The following is a 16,729-nucleotide window of genomic DNA, read 5'->3' on the forward strand; positions in this document are numbered from 1 at the left end:
GGAAACGGGCGAACCCACGCAGGATGCCAGCGGGCGGCGCCGGTGGCGGGCAGCCAGGCAGTCGACGGAACAGCGCGGGCAAGACCACGACGCTGCGGATGCTCACCACGCTGCTCAAACCCACGTCCGGCTCGGCCACCGTCGCCGGCCTCGACCTGACCTCGGACCCGGGCGGCGTACGGCGCCGGATCGGCCTCGTGGCGCAGTCCGGCGGCACCTCGCCGACCGCGTCCGTACGCGGCGAACTCGTCCTACAGGGACGGCTCTACCAGATGCCGCAGGCCGAAGCGGTGCGTCGGGCCGGCGAACTGCTGCCGCTGACCTTCGCGCCCGGCTGGCTCCAGGCGCTGTCGCACATCAGCCCGTTCCGCTACGTGGTGAACGGCATGCGGTCCCTCTTCCTCGGCCACCACACCGGTGCCGCCGTCTACGAGGGGATCGCCGTGGCCGTCGTCCTGGTGGCGCTGTCGCTGACCTTCGGCACCCGCGGGTTCGTCCGGGCCACCTCCTGAGCACCGCCCCCGCCGGCCCGCACCGCCCGGCCGGCGGGGCGCGACCCGGCCGTAACGCCCGCCGGCGGTCTGCTCAGGTCTTTGACGAGTGGTGTGGGCCGGTCCCGTGCCGGTCGCGTTCACCTCCCGCGCCACCGGGACCGTGCCATTCGCAGAACACGACGGTGGCGTCGTCGTCCAGGCGGTCCTGGTGGTGGTCCATGACGGCGTGCATGAGGCGGCGCAGGGTTTCGTCGACGGGGAGGTTGTCGGCGTGGTGGCGGATGATGAAGTCGGTGAACCGCTCCACGCCGAACTCGCGGCCGTCGGTGTCGCGGGCTTCGGTGATGCCGTCGGTGAAGAGCAGCAGCCGGTCGCCGGGTTCCAGCTGCTCGGTGCTCTGCTGGACCGGCAGGTTGAACCCGCTGCCCATCGGGCCGGCGGGCGGGCAGTGCAGGGTGCTGGCCCAGCGGCCGCCGCGGATGAGGACGGGCAGCGGGTGGCCGCGGTTGACCCAGCTGAACTTTCCGGTGTCGAGCTCCAGGTCGGCGAGGATGCCGGTGGCGTAGCGGCTGTGCCCGAACTGTCCGACCAGGGTGTCCTCGATGGCCTTGCTGGCGTCGGGAATGGTCGCGCCGGCGCGGCGGTGGCTGCGGCACGTGGCCATCGCCAGTGCGGAGGTCAGGCCGGCCGAGGTGTCGTGGCCCATGGCGTCGAAGACCGCGAGGTGCAGTATGTCGCCGGCCAGCGCGTACTCGAAGGCGTCCCCGGCCACCTGGTAGGCCGGTTCCATGAACGCGCTCACCGTGGCCCGCCGGTCGGAAAACGTCCGCGGCGGCATCATCGACCACTGCAACTCCGCCGGCACCCCCATCGGCCGGGTGCGGGTCAGCCGGGCGTGGGAGTCGCTGTTGGCCCGCTTGGAGACCAGCAGCAGCCCGGCCACCGACGCCAGCGCCCGTACCACCTTCTCGTCCGGCCCGTCCCCGCGCCCCGGGCCCGGTTCGACGTGCAGGACCCCCAGGCGTTCGGTGCCGTCGCGCACCGGCACCCAGCAGGCCCCGCCGCTCGCCGGCGCGGTGACCTCGGTGAGTTGGTAGGCGCGGCCGGGCAGAGTGCCCTCGATCCGGTACTCGCCACCCCCTCCGCCGGCGCTCAGGCCGATCCCGGTCACCTCGCGCAGCACTTCCTCCTGCAGATCCGCGACGAACAGCCGGGCACCTCCCGCGCCGGCTTCTTTCGCCGCGGTGTCCAGCAGGCGGGGCAGCCGTTCGAACGGTGCGGTGTGGCTGGCCTCCAGCAGCCCGGTCAGGGCCCGCGCAAGGTGCCGCGCCATCATGCCCACCGCCGCGGCCCTGAACTCATCGCGCCAGTGCCGAACTCCTCTGCCATGAACCCACTCCTTGCAAGCGCAAGACCACCGGGGTCCGCGTATCGGCCAGCACATGCCATCGGGGCCCACCGGCCGTCCGCCCGGAAGGACGACACCCGCGCGACCCCACCCTTCCCGACCCCTTCCATGGGCAGCCGGGCGGCGATCGTCATCAGCCTCTCACGTCGATCTGGCCCCACCCAGCCGCAGGCCGGAGCCTTCGGTGCGGACGAGGTGCGCGTGCCGGAGCGCCCGGTAACCGCCGGGAAGCGGACGATGTGTCCACAGCCCCGCGTCACTGGCCGCGTTCCCCGCGTCACCGGGTCCGCCAGTTCGCCTTCCGTCGCCCTGCGCACCATGGCACACTCCTGTCTTCTTGGGCCGTGCGATCCTCACCGGGGATCACCGGGGAACGGGTCGCGAGGAGTCGGCCCGAGTGTCCTGGTCAACCACGAGCGCCCCGGTACTCACCCCGGACAGGACAGGACAGGCGGACGACGATGACGATGACGGACCCGCACGACAGGCCTCCGGTGTCAGCCGGCACCGGCCCCGCGCCGCAGGACCGGCCGTTCCAGGTGGAGACGCACGGCCTCGACGTCATCACCGAGAGCGAGCGCAAGGGCAGCCCGCGTACCCTGTTCTGGCCCTGGTTCGGGGCGAACGTCTCGGTGTTCGGGCTCAGTTACGGAGCGTTCGCGCTGGGCTTCGGCATCTCCTTCTGGCAGGCCCTGGTCGCCTCCGTGATCGGCATCGTCTTCTCGTTCCTGCTCTGCGGCTTCGTCGCGGTCGCCGGCAAGCGCGGCTCGGCGCCGACGATGGTCCTCAGCCGCGCCGCCTACGGCGTGCGCGGCAATCGGCTGCCCTCGGCGATCTCCTGGATGCTCACCGTCGGCTGGGAGACCGTCCTCGTCGCGCTCGCCTCGCTCGCCACGGCCACCGTGTTCGACCGGCTCGGCTGGGGCGGCGGCACCGGCACCAAGGTCGTCGCCCTGATCCTGGTCGCCGCGCTCACCGTCGTCGGCGGGGTGATGGGCTTCGACCTGATCATGCGCCTGCAGACCCTCATCACCGTGGTCACCGGCGTGCTGACGCTCGTCTACGTCGCCCTCGTCGCCGACCACATCCACACCCACGCGGTCACCGCGATACCCGACGGCTCCACCCAGAAGTTCATCGGCGCGCTGGTGTTCATGATGACCGGCTTCGGCCTCGGCTGGGTCAACGCGGCCGCCGACTACTCCCGTTACCTGCCGCGCTCCTCCTCCGGCACCGGCGTGATCGGCTGGACCACCTTCGGCGCCAGCGTCGCCCCCCTGCTGCTGACGGTCTTCGGCCTGCTGCTCGCCGGCTCCTCCAAGCAGCTCTCCGACGCCGTCGCCGCCGATCCGATCGGCGCCCTCACGACGATCCTGCCGACCTGGTTCCTGGTGCCGTTCGCCGTGGTCGCCGTCCTCGGTCTGGTCGGCGGCGCGGTGCTCGACATCTACTCCTCGGGCCTCGCCCTGCTCTCCGCGGGGCTGCGTGTCCCGCGCCCGGTCGCCGCGCTCGTCGACGGCGTGCTGATGATCGCCGGGTCCGTGTACATCGTGTTCATCGCCGACAACTTCCTCGGCACGTTCATGGGCTTCCTGACCACCCTCGGCGTGCCCATCGCCGGCTGGTCCGGCATCGTCCTCGCCGATCTCCTCCTGCGCCGCCGCGACTACGACGAAGCCGATCTCTACCGGCCCCGGGGCCGCTACGGCGACGTCCCCGCCCTGCCGCTGCTGCTCACCCTGGCGGCCACCGCCCTCGGCTGGGGACTGGTCACCAACGCCTCCGCCGACTGGCTGACCTGGCAGGGCTATCTGCTCGGCCCCTTCGGCCTCGGCGGCAAGGGCGGCTCCTGGGCCTTCGCCAACCTCGGCGTCCTCGCGGCCCTGGCCCTCGGCTTCGTCGGCACGCTCGTCCTGAGCCGGCACCGGGTGCGCGGCCAGGAGACGCCGGCCGAGCAGAAACTGCCCGCCTGACCGGTACGCCCGGCCACCTAGCCGTCGACATACAGCGCGTCTTCGCCGACCGGAGCACCTTCACCCGTTTCCCGGCCCTGGCCGAGCCCACCGGGGTATGGCGGGCCCCCTACGCCCGGTGGGCGTTGGCACCGCGCCCGCCGGACGCGCCCCCGCGGCGGCTGACGGACGGGGGTACTCCCACGTAGATGGGACTTGCAGCTACCTTGATTCACCTCTTGGCTTGGCTGCGAGGTTTGCGCTCTGGTTCCGCGGCTTGGTACCGGAGGATATTGACTTGGTGTTCTGCGATGATGGTTACAACTTCGGCGGAAATATCGAGACGGGAATGAGTGTCGACGATGTGAGTGCCATCGCCGCTGACTCCTGATATCCCCTTTTGTGGACGCGATGGGAATGTGGCGTCGCGATTCCCTCCGAATGCAGAGGCCCCCACCGTACTTGCATCCGGTGGGGCCTCCGGGGCGCCTGACGGCAGTAGCTGACGTCAGCGTCAGCGGACGGGGACTGCCCAAAGCGGTGGGTCGTCGCTGTCGTCGGGTTCGCCGGGGTCTGTCCGAGGTTTGCGCAGGGCGTGGCCGAGGAGGTCGATGGCGTCGCGTTGGAGGCGGAGCCGGACGTGGGCGTACACGGTCGCGGTGATACCGATGTGGGCGTGCCCCAGGAGTTCCCTGATGACGACGAGTTCGTGGAACCGGGTTGGCCGCAGATGGGTGTCGCGGAGCGGGGCGTTGAAGTGCCGGGTGAGCGTGGCGGGCTCAATTGGGTGCCCGTCGGGCCGGGTGAAGATGAGGCCGCCGCTGTTTGCCCAGTCCGGCCTGGCGCCCTGCTTGTCCTCGGCTTGCCGCTGACGGTGCGCCCGCAGGGAGGCGGTGCAGGAGGCCGGCAGGGCGATACGGCGCTCGGAGCTGCTGGTCTTGGAGGGCAGGTGGTGAGCCCGCCGGTTCGGCTGCGCCGGAGAGTGCGGTGGATGCTGGCATTGGCGCCGTCGAGGTTGAGGTCTTCCCAGCGCAGGCCGAGGAGTTCGCCCGTGCGCAGCCCCCTGCGCAGCGCGAGTTCGAACAGCGCGGCGAGCCGGAAGGTGACGGGGGGCCGCTGGTCGGAACAGCGCCTCGTGGTCTTCGGAGCCGGAACCGCCGGCACCGGTATGGCCGATCAGATCCACGCCGCGATGGTGCGTGACGGGGCCACACCCGCACAGGCGAAGAGCAACATCTGGCTCGTCGACATCCACGGCCTGGTGACCGATGACATGGCTGACCTGCCTGACTATCAGCAGGTATACGCGAGGCCGAGATCCGAGGTGAGCGCGTGGGCAGACGGCGAGATCGACCTGCTGACCACCGTCAGGCACGTCAAGCCCACCATCCTCATCGGCACGTCGACCCAACCCAACGCGTTCACTGAGGACATCGTGCGTGCCCTGGCCGAGGGGACCGAGCGCCCGATCCTTCTGCCGCTGTCCAACCCGACCAGTCGCATCGAGGTCATGCCGTCGGACGCGGTGGGCTGGGCCGAGGGCAGGGCACTGATCGCGGTCGGTATCCCCGTCGAACCGGTGAGCTACAACGGGACCTCCTACGAGATCGGGCAGGCCAACAACGCACTCCTCTATCCCGGACTCGGCCTCGGCGCGATCGTCTCAGGTGCCCGCCACGTGACCGACAACATGCTGCTCGCCGCGGCGGAAGCTGTGGCCGGCCAGGTCGACGTGTCACAGCCAGGAGCATCCCTCCTGCCGCCGGTCTCGAACTTGAGGGCGTCCTCGGCGACGGTGGCGGTCGCCGTTGCCCGCGCCGCGGAACGGGACGGAGTCGCAACGAAGAAGCACGAAAATCTCATCCAAGCCGTCCAAGACGCCATGTGGCAGCCGGTCTACCCCACCAATCCCGTGGAGAACGAGAAATGAGCCGGGACGCCCAGTCTGTTCCTGAGATGCGGAACGTGCCGATTGGGATCCAGGCCGACGGGCAGCGCCAAGAGTTCGACAGCATGGGCGTCATCGAGGTGCCGGCCGACCGCTACTGGGGTGCGCAGACACAACGTTCGCTGATCCACTTCTCCATCGGCGCGGATCGGATGCCCAAGGAGATCTACCACGCCTACGGCTACGTGAAGAAGGCGGCTGCACTCGTGAACGCCGCAGCCGGCCGGCTGCCCGATTGGAAGAAGCAGACGATCCTCCAGGCGGCGCAGGAGACCATCGAAGGTGAGCTGGACGACCACTTCCCCCTCTTTGTCTGGCAGACAGGGTCGGGCACCCAGACCAACATGAACGTCAACGAGGTCATCGCCAACCGCGCGTCACAGTTGCTGGGCGGCACGCTCGGGACCCAGAAGCCGGTTGCTCCGAACGACGACGTCAACATGGGGCAGTCCAGCAACGACAGCTTCCCGACCGCCATGCACATCGCCTCTGTGCAGGAGATCGACGACCATCTCTTGCCCCAGGCTCGAGACCTCGCTGCCACTGTCGAAAAAAAGGCCAAACAATGGAACAACGTCGTCAAAATCGGCCGTACTCACCTCGAGGACGCCGTCCCGCTCACCGTAGGACAGGAGTGGTCGGGCTACGCCGCCCAACTGCGCGCCTGCATCGAGGAGATCGAGCATGCCCGTAGGGGGCTGCTCCCGCTGGCGCTGGGCGGCACAGCCGTCGGGACCGGACTCAACGCGCCGAAGAACTTCAGCCGCGACGTGGCAAGGCAGATTGCTGAACTGACAGGGAAACCGTTCGTCACAGCAGAGAACAAATTCATGGCGCAAGGATCGCTGGACCCGATGGTTCGAGCGCACGGGGCGCTGCGCGGACTGGCCATCAGCCTCATGAAAATCGCCAACGACATGCGGTGGCTGGCTTCGGGCCCCCGCACCGGCTTCGCCGAACTGCTGCTTCCCCAGAACGAACCCGGCTCTTCGATCATGCCCGGCAAAGTCAATCCGACCCAGTGCGAAGCCATCGTGATGATCGCGATCCAGGTCCTCGGCAACGACTCCGCCGTGGCCTTCGCCGGCAGTCAGGGAAACTTCGAACTCAACGCGATGCGCCCGGTGATCATCAACAATTTCCTCTATTCGGCGCGCATCCTGGCAGACGGCATGCAGAAGTTCCGGACCTTCTCTGTCGAGGGCACCGAACTCAACACGAGCAAGATCGCGCAATACGTCAACGAGAGCCTGATGCTGGTCACGGCGCTGAGCCCCGTCATCGGCTACCAGAACGCCGCACACATCGCCGAGTCCGCGCTGGCCAACAACCAGACTCTCAAAGAAGCCGCCTTGGCGAGCGGCCACGTCGACGAAAAAACCTTTGACTCCGTGGTAGATCCACTCTCCATGGTCGGCAACGGGGTTTCCGGCGCCTGACCTGCGCTCACGAACGTAGAAGACCACCGTCCCGGCCCGGCGGCTGCCGTTACGGCTGTTGCCGGTGTTCCGACCGGCCGCGTCGTGCTCGCCATAGCCGAGGTGGTCGGTGCTCTCCCCTTCCTGGGCGGACCCCCAGCACCCCTTGTCGACTGCTGCAGCAGCCCGCCCTCACCCGTCAACCGCGGGCCCTCGCTTCGGGCCGCCTCGACCCGCATCTCGATCAACCGCCCGTCCAACGCGGCCGGATCAGCCACGGACTCGTGCCTCGATCGTCATCCCACGCACTTGGCGTCTCCATGATCAACAGATCCGCCGTTCATGAGACATTCCCGTCGTCAGAAGGTTGCCCCGCCATGTCGCTCTATGCGCTGCGCAGGTGGAAGCTCAAGGTTGCCAGGACGAGTCCGAGGGTCGCGAGCACGATGCCTGTCCAGGCAGGTGCCAGGTAGCCCCATCCGGCCGCGACGGCCGTGCCGCCGACAGCGGCCCCGATGCTGTTGGCGGTGTTGGTCGCCGACTGGTTGACCGCAGCCCCCATGAGCTGCGCTCCCGGCGCCGCTCCGATCAGCCAGCTCTGGAGGGCAGGTGCGATGAACAGACAGGACGCGCCCACCAGGAACACGGAGGCGAACAGGCCGACAGGCCAGTGGGCGAACAGAACGAAGAGGATGATCGCGACGTCGACCCCTGCGAACCCGAACAGAACACTGCCGCGCAGATGGCGGTCGGCGGCAGGACCGCCCACCGCGTTGCCCACGGTCATGCCCAGGCCCACCGCCGCGAGCACCCAGGGGACGGCTGATGGGGGCAGCCCGGTGACGTGTGTGGTGACAGGGGAGATGTAGCTGTTCACGGCGAAGAACCCGGCGAAACCGATTGCCCCGGTCAGGGCAGCGAGCCAGACCTGGCGCGAGCGAAAGGCTCGGAGTTCTGCGCGTGGTGAGCCACCGGGGTTGGCATCCACCGGTGGCACAGCGACGAGCACTGCCAATAGCGTGAGCCCGAAAACGCCCGCGATCGCGAGGCACGCGGAGCGCCAACCTGCCACCTGCCCGAGCCAGGTGACCGCAGGCACGCCGACGACGTTCGCCGTCGTGAGCCCGCTCAGAACCACCGCGAAGCCTTTGGCCTGACTTCCCCCGCCCCGGCTCAGCAGGGTGGCGGCGACCAGGCCCGCTGCCCCGAAGTAGGCCCCATGTGCCAGCGCGGTGACGAAGCGGGCGACCAGGACGAGAGCGAAGGTCGGAGCCAGCGCACAGGCGAGGTTCCCGGCCAGGGACAGGCATAGGAGACCGAGCAGGATCCGGCGCCGTGGCAGGCGGGCCGTGAGCGCCGCGACCGTCGGTGCGCCGACCACGACGCCCAGCCCGTAGACAGTGATGACCCAGCCGGCCTCGGCGAGCGCTCGCGAAGGGGAGTGCGCGTACTCCGCTGGCAACAGGTCCCGGGCCAGATCAGGCAGTAGGCCCAGGGCGAAGAACTCGGTGAGCCCGAGCCCGAACCCGCCCAGGGCAAGTGTGAGCAAGGCGGCGAAGCGGCGTCCCGAGCTGAACGTGTCCATTGACTCATCCTAGAACGTTCTAGCCCACACGGTCGATAGAACGTTCTAGAAAGATCAGCAGTAGGATGTGCGCATGCCATCAGAAGGGCGCAGGACCACGCTCGCCGATGTCGCCGCGCAGGCGGGCGTCTCGGTCGCGCTGGTCTCCATCGTCATGCGGGACGCCCCGGGCGCGAGCGCCGCCACCAGGGAGCGGGTGCTCGCGGTCGCCCGGCGGCTGGAGTACCAGCCCGACAGCAGGGCCCGACTACTGCGCAGCGGGAGCAGCCGACTGCTCGGAGTCGTCTTCGACGTCCGGCACGCCTTCCACGGGGACGTGGTCACCGGGCTCTACGAGGCCGCTGACCGGGTCGGCTACGAGTTGACGCTCAGCGCGGTCACCGCGCACCGCGATGAACGCGCTGCGATCGCTGCCCTGACCCAGGACCGCTGCGCGGCGCTGGTGCTGCTCGGCCCGCAGGTGCCGGCTGCCGAACTGGCCGCCCTGGCTGCCCGTATGCCGGTGGTCGCGATGCTACGCAAAGTGCGCGGACGGGGCGTGGACGTGGTTCGCTCGGACGAGACCCTCGGACAGCGGCTGGCGGTGGACCACCTGGTGGAACTCGGCCACCAGCGGATCGCGCACGTCGACGGCGGCCGCCGGATGGTGGCCTCAGCCGAGCGGCGGCGCGGCTACCTCGAAGCGATGGGCCGACATGGCCTCGATGCCTATGCCCGGGTCGTCAACGGAGGCTCCGGCGAAGAGGACGGCGCCCACGCCGCCCGGGAGCTCCTGGAGGACCCGCCCACCGCTGTGACCGCGTTCAACGACCTCAACGCGGCCGGACTCCTGGACGTGCTGCGCCGGCACGGCGTGAACGTTCCCGGCGACATCAGCGTGGTCGGGCACGACGACAGCGCCTTGAGCCGACTCGCCCACGTAGACCTCACGACCGTCGCCCAGGACGTGGAGACCATGACGACCCTCGCTCTGACCCGCGCGGTGGAGCGCATCGACGGCACACCTGTTGCCCTCCGCGAGCTCGTGATCCCTCCCCGCCTCGTACCGCGCGGTACTACCAGTCCACCCGCCCCGCCCAAAGGAGCGTGAACGGGCTCAGCGCCCGGCGTGTCCCGGCGCGAGCAGTTGGTCAGCTCCGCGATGTCCTCCGAGAAAGGCTTGAAGAGGCGGCTCGGGTTCTCCGGTTTCCTGCGCCGGGACCTGGCCATTGGGATCAGCAAGGAGGCGTCCTGCTCGCCGAGGTAGGTCAGCGAGGAGCGGCGGTTATCGTGCAGTTCCCAGTAGGTGTCGGGCCCGTGCTCGGCGGTGTGCTGCTCCAACTGGGCGCGAGCCTGCCCCGTACGACAGCCTTGCGAAGCCGGTGTCCGGGCGGCGTACAGCAGCCGGTGCACGGCCCGATCGGCCGCGCTGAACAGCTCACGATCCAGCCGCCGCGCCCCCAGGTCTACCGTGCGCGGGGTCCTGGCGACGGCGGCCAGGGCCCCCTGCTCGACCTCCGCTCGTTCCAGATGGGTTGGGCGGGCCGACCGGGCGAGCATCCCGGACGCGACCGCCGTCCCGGTGAGTGTGCCGGTGGCCTGGCTGGGCGCACGTCCACCGAGGACGCCCAGGACCCCACGCTGTCCCTCCCGCGCCAGCTCCGCGATGCCCGGGCCGCGTTGCCACCCGGGGGTGGGTCATCGTCGCCCGCCGGACGTACTTCGGCACGAAGATCGAGTACGAACTGGAGCAGGCCGGGGTCGCGCTGTGCGCTGCCGACGAGCCGATCGTCACCGGTCCCAGGGCCAAGCGGGCCACACCGACCCTCACCCGGCGCGTCAAGCAGGCGGTCTCGGAGTGGTACGTACTGCAGATGCTGGAGCTGTCCTGGGGCGGCTTCGTCGAGCACATCTCGCAGGGCTGGAACGTGGGCAAGCCGCCGTACGGCTATCTGGCGGAGAAGGTGCCCCGTCCCGGCCCGCCGTGCCGAGGGTCGTACCAAGCACCGGCTCATCCCCGCCCCGCCGCGGGCCCCGGCGGTCACCTGCGTCTTCCAGCTCCGCGGGCTGGACAAGCTCGGCTACGACGCCATCGCCGACCGGCTGAACCAGGACCTGGACGCTTACCCTGCGCCTGAGCCGACCCGCCCCGACGCGGCCCTCGGGCGCTGGACCGGATCCGCCGTGCGGGAGATTCGGGGTTGTTGCGGATCAGGTCGCCGTGGCTGATGTCGTTGGTCCAGGTGGCGCCGCTGTTGGCCTTGCCCGCGAAGGGGCTGGACTCGCTGGTGGCCTGCGGGGTCCAGGATCCGCCGAGGCTGGAGGCGGTGAACGAGCGGAAGTAGCGCCCGTGCGCGCCCATCGCCTCGACGATCATCAGGTACTGGTTCTGGCCCTGGACCTTGTAGACCTGCACCGCCTCGAAGAGGTTGGCCTGCGAGTCGCTCATGACGGTGGTGTAGGAGGAGCCGAAGTTACCGGGGAAGTTCCCGTACGGCATGCTCGACCGGTAGATCTTGCCGTTGTCGCCGGCGAAGAACAGGTACATGTTCTGTCCGTCACCGATGAGGGTCTGGTCGATCGGGTTGGACGGGGAGATGCTGCCGGTGAACAGCGCCTGCTGCGAGGACCAGCTGTTGGGGTTGGTCGGGTCGCTCGTCGTCCGGTAGAAGAAGGGCCACTGGCTCCACTGGGACGCCAGCACCCAGATGTTCTTGGGCGCGAAGTAGAACAGCGTGGGCGCCACCGTGCCCGAGTTCATTCCGATCTGCTGGGCCGACGCCATGTCCGACCAGTTCGTGAAGGGCGCGAACGCCATCGAGCCGTACGACCCGGACTGGTTGACGGTCGAGCCGTAGACCAGATGCTTGCCGTTGTAGACCACGGTGTCGAAGTCCTTCAGCGAGACCCATCCGTTCGCCGGCTGCGCCAGCGGACCCGTCGACGACCAGTGATACGACGACGGAAGGGTGCACGTACCGCCAGTGCCACCTGTAGTACCGCCGGTGGTGGTACCGCCCGTCGTGGTGCCACCCGTGGTCGAGCCGCCGGTGGTCGAGCCACCGGTAGTCGTGCCGCCGGTCGTGGCTCCGGCGCCAGGTCCACCGCGTCCCGCTTGAACTCTTCGGGATACTTCTTCCGCTTTGCCACCATGGATCACTTCCCCTGGATGACCAAACATCCAACGTCCAGGTGTCGGAAATCCGGGAGTCACTCCAGCCGATGATCGGCCCCAGGACGTCCACGGCCAGTCCCCGCTTACGCCCCGGTGCCTTCTTGTTCGCGTCCGGTCCTGTCGTGGTCTTCGGGACACCCGCGGCCGCGCGCACGGACTGGGTGTCGATGACCACCAGGGACGGGTCCTCTCATCGGCGGGCCCTCTCCCGCACCTGGCAGCGCAGGAGTTCCTGGATCCGCTGGTCCAGCCCGTCCTGGCGCCACAGCGTGAAGTAGTAGAACACCGCCGACCAAGCCGGCGGATCATGAGGCAGGTAACGCCACTGACAGCCCGTCCGGTTCTGGTAGAAGATCGCGTTCACGACCTCCCTCAGATCACAGGCCCCGGGATCCCCGGTCGCCGACCGGCTCACCCGGTCCTGCTTCCAGCCCGTGATCATCGGCTCGATCAACGCCCACCGCTTGTCCGATAAGTCGCTCGGATGCGGTCTTCGCTCCATGCGTGCATCCCAGCATGTACATGCCGTACATCTGCCCTCAACGACGGCTCGCTACCACAAACGAGCGATCCCGAACCGAGAGGAACGTGACCTCTGAGTCCAGGGCGGCGATCTGCGCCGACCAGATTATCTGAGACGCGGGCCTGTGGAAGATCTCGGATGTTCTGGTCCCCTGCCCGTGAATGCCAGCCGCTGTCTCGGTTGACCTGGTCCGGGGGCTGCCCTTGCAGATCGTGGCGGGGGCTGCCTTGTCTCTGTTGGGTCCATTCGGGTCCTTGGCTATCCGTGGATGATCGACATCAGTGCTGCGGTGAAGGGTGCGGGGTCCAGGTCGCCACGGATGGCCAGTTGCTGGTTGTAGCTGATGCAGAGGGCGACGAACCCTTCGGCGATCTGTCCGGCCTGCTGACGTCGGCGGTCGGGTACCAACTCGGCGACCGCGGCCCGCATGGCGGCGAGCTGTTGTTGAACAACGGCCGCCAGTGGCGGCGAAACTGCGGCTTCGGCGTAGATCTGGGCGACCAGTCGAGCATGGTCGGTGTCACGCGCCAGGGCGCGTACGTGTTCCAGGAAACCCTCGACGGCCTCGGCGGTGAGCGCCTCCGGCAGGGCGTCGGTCCCCTGCTCGCAGACGGCGACGACGATCTCGTCCTTGCTGGCGAAGTACCGGTAGATGGCCCCGTTGGAGAGCCCGGACTCGGTGACGATGTCGGCCATGGAGGTGCGGGCGAAGCCGTGGCTGGCGAATCGGGCGCGGGCGGCGTCCACGATCTGCTGACGGCGGGCGTCAAGGTGCGCTTGGCTGACCCTGGGCATAAAAGAGTGACCCCTCGTTTTACTTGGTACGGTAGGGGAGCCTACCGCACCACCGACATCCAGGAGCTGCCATGCGCTACCAGACGTTCGGCCGACTCACCGGACTGCGAGTGTCGGAGTACGCGCTCGGGACGGCGAACTTCGGCACCTCGGAAGCCAGTGCCGGCCCTGAGGGCTCGCGACAGATCTTCGAGGCCTTCGTCACCGCCGGCGGCACCACGTTCGACACGTCCAACCTCTACCAGGACGGACAGGCCGAAACCGTGCTCGGTGAGCTGCTCGGCCGCCAACGGGACGACTTCGTGGTGATCACCAAGTACAGCGGGACACGCCAGGACCAGCCCCGCCCCGGCACGACCGGAAACAGCCGCAAGACCATGATCCGCTCCCTGGAGGCGAGTCTGCGCCGCCTGAACACCGACTACGTAGACGTCTTCATGCCGCACTTCCCCGACGGAACCACCCCCGTCGAGGAGATCCTGGCCGGATTCGACGACCTCATCCGCTCCGGCAAGATCCTCCACGGCGGACTCTCCAACTTCCCAGCCTGGCGCGTCTCCGGCGCCGCGGTCCGGGCGGACCTGCGTCATCTGGCCCCGCTGGTCGGTATCCAGACCGAATACAGCCTGGCCGAACGATCCGCCGAGCGGGAACTGCTGCCGATGGCGCAGGCCCACGGCCTGGGCGCGTTCCTTTACTCCCCGCTGGCCGGAGGACTGCTCACCGGCAAGTACCGGCAGGGCGAACAAGGCCGGTTGACTGCTCGCGGCGACGCAATCGAGAGCACCGCACAGCGCACCGCCGTCATCGACGCCGTACTGGCGATCGCCGAGGAGGTCGGCGCCGGCGCGATCCAGGTCTCCCTGGCCTGGCTGCGCCGCCGGGCCGCCTTGGCCCGCACCGCCCTGATCCCGATCGCTGGCCCCCGCTCCCTGGCACACCTGGAGGAATACCTCACGTCTCTCCACCTCGAACTCAGCGACCAGCACTACCAGCTTCTGGACCAGGTCAGTGCAGTCCGGATGGGAACCCCGCACGAGGACGTCGCGGCTGCCCTGAACCACGGCTTCGACGGCGACCGCACGCTACTCGACCCTCCCGCCGTTGCCGTCATCTGACCGCACCGCTCATAATTCACCGTTGTCCAGACAGCATCACGGGGAACGACCCGGCCTTGGGTCAAGGCCCGTCCTCCGCGGAGGGGGTGCGGTATTCCGCAAAACCGGGACTGCGGTCACCCGCTTCGGCTGACCGCGCGCCGCGCGATCCGGCGCCGGGGTGAAAGCCGGGACGGCGCCTGAACGGTCAACGCCGAAGGGCCCCACCACCGGAGCGGTGGTGGGGTCCTTCGTCCGGCAGACCGCCAGGTCGGGTCAAGACCGGTATGACCTCGGGCGGGCACGTCACCGCCTACCGTCCGGCGGCTCGCCCGCCCCGGCGGCTGCGTTCACGCCCGCTGGATCTCCGGCAGCCGCAGCTGCCCCCCGGGGAACTCGCGGGTGCCCGGCATCGCGGTGCCGACGCCCCTGACGGCCAGTCCGACGAGGCGCCCGTCGATCGGCAGGATCAGCCGGTCGCGGACGAACTGGTCCACGATGGCGGCCACTTCTTCGTCCGAGGCGGTGACGCCGTCCTCCTGTCGGACGGTCTGGCCGAGCTTGTCCGGCCGCGGCGAGGCGTCGCAGGCCAGCAGCACGGCACGGGCAGGCCCGGTGAGACTGCGGAACGCCTTCGTGGCGCACGCCCGGGTGTCGACGACGTCCAGCACGCCGTCGCTGTCGGTCATCGACAGCACCGGTGGGCGCCGCGAGTGCGACGCCGCGATCCAGTGCTCGATCGCTTCGAGGCTGGCCTGTACGCCCGGCAGCAGCGAGCCGTCGGGGTTCCGGCCGAACGGGTCCAGCTTGTCGCGGCTCGGGTCGGCGCTGAAGAAGTACGCGAGCTGGTCCAGGTCGCTGTCCTGCAGCGGGTAGACGTACGACATCGCGGTCACCGGGAAGAGGATCAGGCCGAGCCGCTTGGCCTGCGCGTGGTAGACGCTGTAGCGGTGGTAGGCGAGGGGGTTGAGCCCGAACGGCGCCTGCAGGTGCTCCAGGAGCGGTATCCACTCGGCCATCTCGTCGTAGTAGTCGTCCTTCTCGCCGGGGAAGCCCCAGAGCACCGACCACGACAGACGTATCCCCAACTCCGCGCTCCATCGCAGGAGTTGGATGTTCTGCCAGCCCGCTACGCCCTTGTCCATTAGCCGCAGGACCTCGCTGTGCAGGCTCTCGATGCCCGGCTGCACCCAACGGATGCCCGACTTGGCCATCAGCTCCAGTTGCTGGCGGCTGAGGTTCGCCTTGACCTCGTAGAAGAACCGCCAGGACTCGTCCTGCTCGGCCAGTCGGGGCAGCAACGTCTTGAAGTACCGCATGTCGAGGATGTTGTCGACGACCTCGAAGTTGGTGATGCCGTGCCGGTCGCGGTGCGCCTCGATCTCCTCCAGCACCCGGTCGGCGGACTTCGACCGGTATGCCAGGCTGCTCCCGTTCAGGCCGCAGAAGGTGCACTGGTGCTTGTCGCCCCACCAGCAGCCGCGTGAGGTCTCCAGCGGGATGGAAGGCACGATCCTGGTCTTGAGCGGCGACTTGTCGAGCGTTTCGAAGTAGTCGTCGAACCGGGGCGTCGGCAGGCTGTCGAGGTCGCCGAACAGCGCCCGCGGGGTCGGCTTGCCGCCGGCCAGCGGGAGCACGTTGCGGTGCCGGGGACCGATCACGCCCGGCGGCAGCTCGTCGAGCGGGATGTCGCGGCCCTGGTCGAGGATGCGGCGGCACAGACCGGAGATGACCCCGTCGGCCTCGCCGGAGACGACGTAGTCGACCCAGGGGAAGCAGCGGTGGGTGGTCTCGCCCATCACCGTCTCGCAGTTGGCGCCACCCATCATCGTGACGACGTCGGGGTCGAGTTCGCGGATGCGCCGCAGCAACGCGAGGGAGGCGGTGTGCTGTTCGAACGTGGAGGTGCAGCCGACCACCCGCGCGCCGAGAGCCAGCACCCGGCGGGCGGCCTCGTCGACGAACTCCGTGGCGGCCTCGCGCAGTTCGCGGAACATCGCGATGCGCCGGTCCGGGTCGACGGCACCGACGAAGGGATCCCGCAGCCCGTCGGCGAGCAGGCGCAGGTACTCCTCGTCGCGTTCACGCGGCCCGGGGAACGCCGCGGCGGCGAACGTCCACTCGTCGGCGAGGAACGTCGGAGGCGTGGTCATCGCGGCCGCATAGGCCCGCGCCCCCACCTTCTCCACGAACCACATGCTCGCGTGCACCACCCGTGAACTGATGCCGTCGCGTTCGAGGATGCCCTGCAACAGGCTCAGCGCCAGGGAAGGCCGCTGTATCTCCACGTACGGCATCGACACGAAGCACACGTCCGGTGCGGCACCATCGGTCTCAGTCACTGTTCCCCTCCGG

At 69.0% G+C, this 16,729-nt stretch carries 9 protein-coding genes and 3 pseudogenes; 6 read left to right on the forward strand and 6 right to left on the reverse strand.

Annotated elements, in window-relative coordinates; translation table 11 throughout:
* Positions 1 to 68: 68 nt before the first annotated feature.
* Positions 69 to 311: pseudogene (locus OG519_RS24445) on the forward strand (ATP-binding cassette domain-containing protein); the annotation flags it as partial.
* Between the two features lie 274 nt (positions 312 to 585).
* Here OG519_RS24445 and OG519_RS24450 read toward each other — a convergent pair.
* Positions 586 to 1,827 (reverse strand): PP2C family protein-serine/threonine phosphatase, encoded by a 1,242-nt coding sequence (locus OG519_RS24450; RefSeq protein ID WP_405587820.1) that lies wholly within the window; start codon positions 1,825 to 1,827, stop codon positions 586 to 588.
* A gap of 542 nt (positions 1,828 to 2,369) precedes the next feature.
* Between OG519_RS24450 and OG519_RS24455 the strand changes: the two genes are divergently transcribed.
* From OG519_RS24455 to fumC, 3 genes are all read left to right on the forward strand, one after another.
* Positions 2,370 to 3,875: a purine-cytosine permease family protein gene (locus OG519_RS24455; RefSeq protein ID WP_405592959.1), complete on the forward strand. Its 1,506-nt coding sequence runs from the start codon at positions 2,370 to 2,372 to the stop codon at positions 3,873 to 3,875.
* A 574-nt stretch (positions 3,876 to 4,449) separates the two neighbouring features.
* Entirely contained in the window at positions 4,450 to 5,784 is a 1,335-nt protein-coding gene (maeA, locus tag OG519_RS24460; protein WP_405587822.1) for an oxaloacetate-decarboxylating malate dehydrogenase, read from the forward strand.
* The gene (gene fumC / locus OG519_RS24465) at positions 5,781 to 7,241 is read left to right on the forward strand and encodes a class II fumarate hydratase (protein WP_405587825.1); all 1,461 of its coding nucleotides are present in this window, start codon (positions 5,781 to 5,783) and stop codon (positions 7,239 to 7,241) included. Before maeA ends, fumC begins: the two co-directional genes overlap by 4 nt.
* A gap of 364 nt (positions 7,242 to 7,605) precedes the next feature.
* Here fumC and OG519_RS24470 read toward each other — a convergent pair whose 3' ends face one another.
* A complete protein-coding gene (locus OG519_RS24470; RefSeq protein ID WP_405587829.1) occupies positions 7,606 to 8,805 on the reverse strand; it encodes an MFS transporter in 1,200 nt (399 codons plus the stop codon).
* Positions 8,806 to 8,878: 73 nt separating this feature from the next.
* Here OG519_RS24470 and OG519_RS24475 point away from each other — a divergent pair, with 73 nt between their 5' ends.
* Positions 8,879 to 9,895 carry a LacI family DNA-binding transcriptional regulator gene (locus tag OG519_RS24475; protein ID WP_405587832.1) on the forward strand — a complete coding sequence of 339 codons (1,017 nt, stop codon included), beginning with the start codon at positions 8,879 to 8,881 and terminating at the stop codon, positions 9,893 to 9,895.
* 930 nt (positions 9,896 to 10,825) lie between these two features.
* On the opposite strand, the pseudogene OG519_RS24480 reads toward OG519_RS24475, so the two are convergent.
* From OG519_RS24480 to OG519_RS24490, 3 genes and pseudogenes are all read right to left on the reverse strand, one after another.
* Positions 10,826 to 11,785, reverse strand: a pseudogene (locus OG519_RS24480) (non-reducing end alpha-L-arabinofuranosidase family hydrolase); the annotation flags it as partial.
* 217 nt (positions 11,786 to 12,002) lie between these two features.
* Positions 12,003 to 12,461 (reverse strand): annotated as a pseudogene (locus tag OG519_RS24485) (transposase); the annotation flags it as partial.
* 279 nt (positions 12,462 to 12,740) lie between these two features.
* Positions 12,741 to 13,277 carry a TetR/AcrR family transcriptional regulator gene (locus OG519_RS24490; RefSeq protein WP_405587834.1) on the reverse strand — a complete coding sequence of 179 codons (537 nt, stop codon included), beginning with the start codon at positions 13,275 to 13,277 and terminating at the stop codon, positions 12,741 to 12,743.
* 71 nt (positions 13,278 to 13,348) lie between these two features.
* Here OG519_RS24490 and OG519_RS24495 point away from each other — a divergent pair, with 71 nt between their 5' ends.
* Complete coding sequence (locus OG519_RS24495) at positions 13,349 to 14,395, forward strand: aldo/keto reductase (RefSeq protein WP_405587836.1); 1,047 nt, start codon at positions 13,349 to 13,351, stop codon at positions 14,393 to 14,395.
* 329 nt (positions 14,396 to 14,724) lie between these two features.
* Here the strand turns inward: OG519_RS24495 and OG519_RS24500 are convergent, their stop codons facing one another.
* Entirely contained in the window at positions 14,725 to 16,716 is a 1,992-nt protein-coding gene (locus OG519_RS24500; RefSeq protein ID WP_405587838.1) for a RiPP maturation radical SAM C-methyltransferase, read from the reverse strand.
* Positions 16,717 to 16,729 lie beyond the last annotated feature (13 nt).

The organism is Streptomyces sp. NBC_01190, from assembly GCF_045039895.1.
GTDB lineage: Bacteria > Actinomycetota > Actinomycetes > Streptomycetales > Streptomycetaceae > Actinacidiphila.